The organism is Pseudomonas sp. P7548 (assembly GCF_013386585.1).
In the GTDB taxonomy this organism is placed as follows: domain Bacteria; phylum Pseudomonadota; class Gammaproteobacteria; order Pseudomonadales; family Pseudomonadaceae; genus Aquipseudomonas.
On record NZ_JACARO010000080.1, the window covers coordinates 1 to 5,372 of the forward strand.

Below are 5,372 nucleotides of genomic sequence, written 5' to 3' on the forward strand. Positions count from 1 at the left end.
ACCCGCACTTCCGGGCCGACACCCCGGGCGATCAGCGCATAGGCCAGGCGGTTGGCGCGGCTGTCCAACTGGCCATAGGTCAGTTGCTCATCGCCGAACTTGACCGCCACCGCCTCCGGGGTTTCCCGGGCGCGGTCGGCCACCCGCTGGTGTACCAGGCGCTGGGCCGAGAAGCCGGAATCGGTGCAGTCCCACAATTGAAGAATCTGCTGTTGCTCGGCAGCGTCCAGCAACGGCAACTGGCTGAGCGGTTGTTGCGGGTTGGCGACCATGCCCTGCAACAGGTTCTGCCAATGACGGGCCATGCGCTGCACGGTGGCGGCTTCGAACAAGTCCTGGGCATACCCCAAGGTGGCCCAGATGCCTTCGGTGGATTCCTGGATATCCAGGTCCAGGTCGAAGTGCGCGGTCTTGCTCTCCCACTCCAGGCCTTCGACCCGCAAGTGCGGCAGTTGGTGCTGGACCTGCGCCTGGCCGACGTCGGTCTGGTGGTTGAACATCACCTGGAACAGCGGGTTGTGGCTCAGGCTGCGCTCCGGTTGCAGGGCTTCCACCAGTTGCTCGAACGGCAGGTCCTGGTGGGCCTGGGCATCCAGGGCGCGTTGACGGGTGTGTTGCAGCAACTGCTCGACGCTCATCTGGCTGTGCAGGTCGGCCTTGAGCACCTGGGTATTGACGAAGAAACCGATCAGGCGCTCGGTCTCGCTGCGGTTGCGGTTGGCAATCGGCACGCCGACACGGATTTCTTCCTGGCCGCTGTAGCGGTGCAACAGGGTCTGGAACGACGCCAGCAGCAGCATGAACACGGTGACGCCTTGCTGCTGCGCCAGGGCCTTGAGTTCAAGGGTCAAGGTGGGCGCCAGCTCCATGGCCAGGCGCGCACCGCGATGGCTTTGCACCGCCGGGCGCTGATGATCGAACGGCAATTCCAGCACGCTTTGCTCACCGCCCAGCACGTCGCGCCAATAGGCCAGCTGGCGTTGTTTCTCGCCGGCGTCCATCCAGTGGCGTTGCCATACCGCGTAATCGGCGTACTGGATCGGCAGCGCAGGCAGTTGCACGTCCTGGCCCTGGCTGTAACCGGCATACAGCTGCACCAGTTCCTCGACCATCAATTGCATCGACCAACCATCGGAAACGATGTGGTGCTGCACCAGAACCAGCACATGCTCCTCTTCAGCCACGCGCATCAAGGTAACGCGCAACAGCGGGCCCTGCAGCAGATCGAACGGCTGGGCAATCAGCGCTTCCACCTGCGCCTGCAAAGGCTGCTCACCGGCATCGACCACCGTCATCGGCAGCGACATCTGCGGCTCAATCACCTGCACCGCGCCGGCATGTTCCTGGCGGATACGGGTGCGCAGGCTTTCATGGCGCGCCAGCAAGGTGTCGAAACTGCGTTGCAACGCCGGCAGGTCCAATGTGCCTTTCAAACGCAGGGCGCTGGGGATGTGGTAGGCGGCGCTGTGTGGCTCCAACTGCCAGAGAAACCATTGGCGTTCCTGGGCATAGGACAGCGGCAGCAATTGCTCGCGCCCTACGGGCAACAGGGCCGGCGCCTGGGGCGTCAAAGTCTGCGGGGCTTGCAACAGCGCGACAAAACCCTCCAGGCGCGGGCATTCGAACAGCGCCTTGAGCGGCACCTCCAGGCTCAGCGTCTGGCGAATCCGCGACACCACTTGCATCGCCAACAACGAATGCCCGCCCAGCTCAAAGAAATGCTGGTTCAGGCCGACCTGCTCCACCCCGAGAATGTCCGCCCAGATCGCCGCAACTTGTTGTTGCAGCGGCGTGACCGGTGCCAACCAATCCTGCTGCACCGCGCTGACACCCGGTTTGGGCAGCGCCTGGCGGTCCAGCTTGCCGTTGGGGTTCAGCGGCATGCGCGCAAGGAAAATCAACTGCGCCGGCACCATGTAATCCGGCAAATGCTCGCGCAACGCCGCCATCAACTGTGCACTGGCCGCAGCGTGCTGGCTGTCGTCGAGCGGCTGCGCCGGCACCAGGTACGCCAGCAGTTGGTTGTCGGCAGCCAGCAACAGCGCTTCGCGCACGCTGTCCTGGGCGAGCAGCAAGGCTTCGATTTCACCCAGCTCGATACGGAAGCCACGGATCTTGACCTGATGGTCGACGCGTCCCACGTACTCCACCACGCCGTCAGCGCGGTAACGTGCCAGGTCGCCACTGCGATACAGACGCTCCCCGGCGGTGCTGAACGGGTCGGCGACAAAGCGCTCGGCGGTCAGGCCAGGGCGCTGCAAATAGGCACGGGCCAAGCCACTGGCGCTGGCGATGTACAGCTCACCCACGGCCCCTGCGGGCAGCAGGTTCAAATCGCGGTCCAGCACATACAAGCCACGCCCGGGCAGTGCACGGCCGATAGGGCTGGCGCCGACACCGGCGACGGCACTGACGTCCGTACAATCGAGCACACTCGACACCACGGTGGCCTCGGTCGGCCCATAGGTGTTGAGCAAGCGCACATGCCCAAGCCCGGCGCGTTGCCACAACAGCGGGCCATCCAGCGGCATGGCTTCACCGCCGATATGGATCTGTCGCAAGGCACCATAAGGGCGCGGGCCGGCGGCCAGGCAATCCTGCAGGAACAGCTTCCAGTAAGCGGTGGGCAAGTCGGCCAGGGTAATGCCTTGGGCGACGATCTGTTGGTACAGCTCGGCGCCGTCCCACAACTGCGGCCCACGCAAAACCACGCTGGCGCCCAGGGTCAGGGCCGGGTACAACTGCTCGACGAACCCGTCGAAGTTTAGGGTGGCAAACTGCAGCACGCGGTCCTGCGGGACCAGGCCCGAATACTGCGCCGCAATCCCGGCGAACTCGCTCAAGGCTGCATGGCTGATGGCAACGCCCTTGGGCTTGCCGGTGGAACCGGAGGTGTAGATGACATACGCCAGGCTCTGGGGCTCGAACGCCCGTTGCGGGTTGTCTTCGCTGCACTGCGCCCACGGCGCGTCAACCTGATCGATCTCCAGGGTCGCAAGCCCCGATGGCAATGGCAGCCGATCGCGCAGGTGCGATTGGGTCAGCACCCATTGCACGCCGCTGTCTTCGAGCATGTGCGCCAGGCGTTCGCGGGGGTACTGCGGGTCCAGCGGCACGTAGGCACCGCCGGCCTTGAGCACCGCGAGCAAGCTCACCACCATGGCAAAGGAGCGCTCGACGGCAATCCCCACCCGTGCTTCCAGGCCGACACCCTGGGCCATCAAGTAATGCGCAAGGCGATTGGCCTGGCTGTTCAGCTCGCCGTAGCTCATCACCTGGTCGTCCAGCACCAACGCCGGATGCTCGGGTTGGCGCAGCGCCTGGGCCTCGAACAACTGATGCACCGCGTGAAGGGTGCCGACCGTGGCCGGGCTGTTCCACGCCTGCAACAGCGCGTGGGCCTGCGGTGCGCTCAACATGGCGAGGTCTGCCAGGCGGCTGTGAGGCGCGCTGACGATGCCCTGCAACAGGTGCTGCCAGTGCTGCGCCAGTCGTTCCATGGTACTGCTGTCGAACAGGTCGGTGGCGTAGGTCAACGCCGCCCACAAGCCTTCGGCGGATTCATGGGTGTCCAGGCTCAGGTCGAAGTGGGTGGTCTGGTTGTCCCAGTCCAGCTCCACCACGCGCAGGCCCGGCAATTGCTGACCATCGCGACTGCCCTTGGCGTCGGTCTGGTGGTTGAACATCACCTGGAACAGCGGGTTGTGACTGAGGCTGCGCTCGGGTTGCAACGCCACCACCAACTGTTCAAAGGGCAGGTCCTGGTGGGCCTGGGCTTCCAGCGAGCGGCGCTTGGTCTGTTGCAGCAACTGGGCAAAGCTCATCTGCCCGTCGAGGTCGGCCTTGAGCACCTGGGTGTTGACGAAGAAGCCGATCAACCGCTCGGTCTCGACCCGGTTACGGTTGGCAATCGGCACGCCGATGCGGATATCCGACTGCCCGCTGTAGCGGTACAACAAAGTCTGGAACGAGGCCAGCAACAGCATGAACGGGGTCACGCCCTCTTGCTGCGCCAGGCGCTTGAGCCCGGCCACCAATGCCGGTTGCAGGTGCACCTGCAAGCTGGCGCCGCGATGACTTTGCTGCGCCGGGCGTGGGCGGTCCAGCGGCAATTCCAGCACCGGCTGCTCACCGCCAAGCAAGGCCTGCCAGTAATCCAGCTGGCGCGCCTTCTCCCCCGCTTCCATCCAGCCGCGTTGCCACAAGGCGTAGTCGGCGTATTGAATCGGCAACTCGGGCAATTGCAGCTCGCGCCCCGCGCTGAAGGCGGCATAGAGCTGCACCAGCTCCTCGACCATCACCTGCATCGACCAACCATCGGAGACAATGTGGTGCTGCACCATCACCAGCACGTGCTCGTCTTCAGCCACTTGCAGCAAGGTCACACGCAACAGCGGTGCCTGGTGCAAATCGAACGGCCGCGCGACTTCCGCTTCCACCCGCGCCATCAACTGCGACGCTTCAATGCGCGCTTGATGAATGTCGACTCGCGCCTCAGGCAGCACCACCTGCAGCAGGCGTTCACCGTCCTCGACCAATTGGGTACGCAGGCTCTCGTGGCGGGCCAACAGGCTGTCGAAACTGCGCTGTAACGCAGCCAAGTCCAGCCGCCCTTGCAGGCGCAAGGCGCCGGGGATGTGGTAGGTGGCGCTGCCCGGGTCCAGTTGCCAGAGGAACCATTGGCGCTCCTGGGCGTAGGACAGCGGCAGTGCCTCGGTATCGTGGCGTGTAGGGGCAATCGGTAATTGAGCGAAACTCATGCCACGGCCTTGCAGGCGCTGGTAGAACTGCTGGCGCTGCTCCAGAGGCAAGCGAAGAAAGCGCGACACCAGGTCGATATTAGGGTTGGAAAGCATGGTTCAAATCGCCTCTAGTTCGCTCAAAAAGTCACGAAGATCATCAAAATCTTCCGCGCTGCCGGCGCGGAAGGTGGCTGCGGCCTGTACATAGGCGCGCAGCGATTCGGTCTGGAACAGTTCCATCAGCGGCACCTCCAGGCCCAGTTCGGCCTGGACCCGCGACGTGATCTGGATCGCCAACAGGGAATGGCCGCCGACTTCGAAGAAGTTGTCGTTCAGGCCCACTTGCGGCAGGCGCAGCACATCCGCCCAGATCGCAGCGATCTGTTGCTCCAGCTCGGTTTCCGGGGCCACGTACTGTTGCTGCATCAGGCTCGCGTCCGGCTCGGGAAGGCCTTTGCGGTCCAGCTTGCCGTTGGGCGTCAATGGCATCTGGGCCAGGAACATGAAGTGCGCGGGCACCATGTAGTCCGGCAGGCTGGCTTTCAGGGCGCGGCGCAGTGCATCGCGGAACTCGCCTTCGTTGGCCAGGTTGGCGTCTGCCGGTACCACGTAGGCCACCAGTTGCTTGCC

At 64.3% G+C, this 5,372-nt stretch carries 2 protein-coding genes; both read right to left on the bottom strand.

The window, feature by feature from the left end; genetic code table 11:
- On the bottom strand, positions 1–4,856 hold a 4,856-nt coding region (locus HX803_RS26770), incomplete at its 3' end, for a non-ribosomal peptide synthetase (RefSeq protein WP_178924899.1).
- A gap of 3 nt (positions 4,857–4,859) precedes the next feature.
- A partial coding sequence (locus HX803_RS26775; protein ID WP_256732947.1) for a phosphopantetheine-binding protein occupies positions 4,860–5,372 on the bottom strand: 513 nt, incomplete at its 5' end.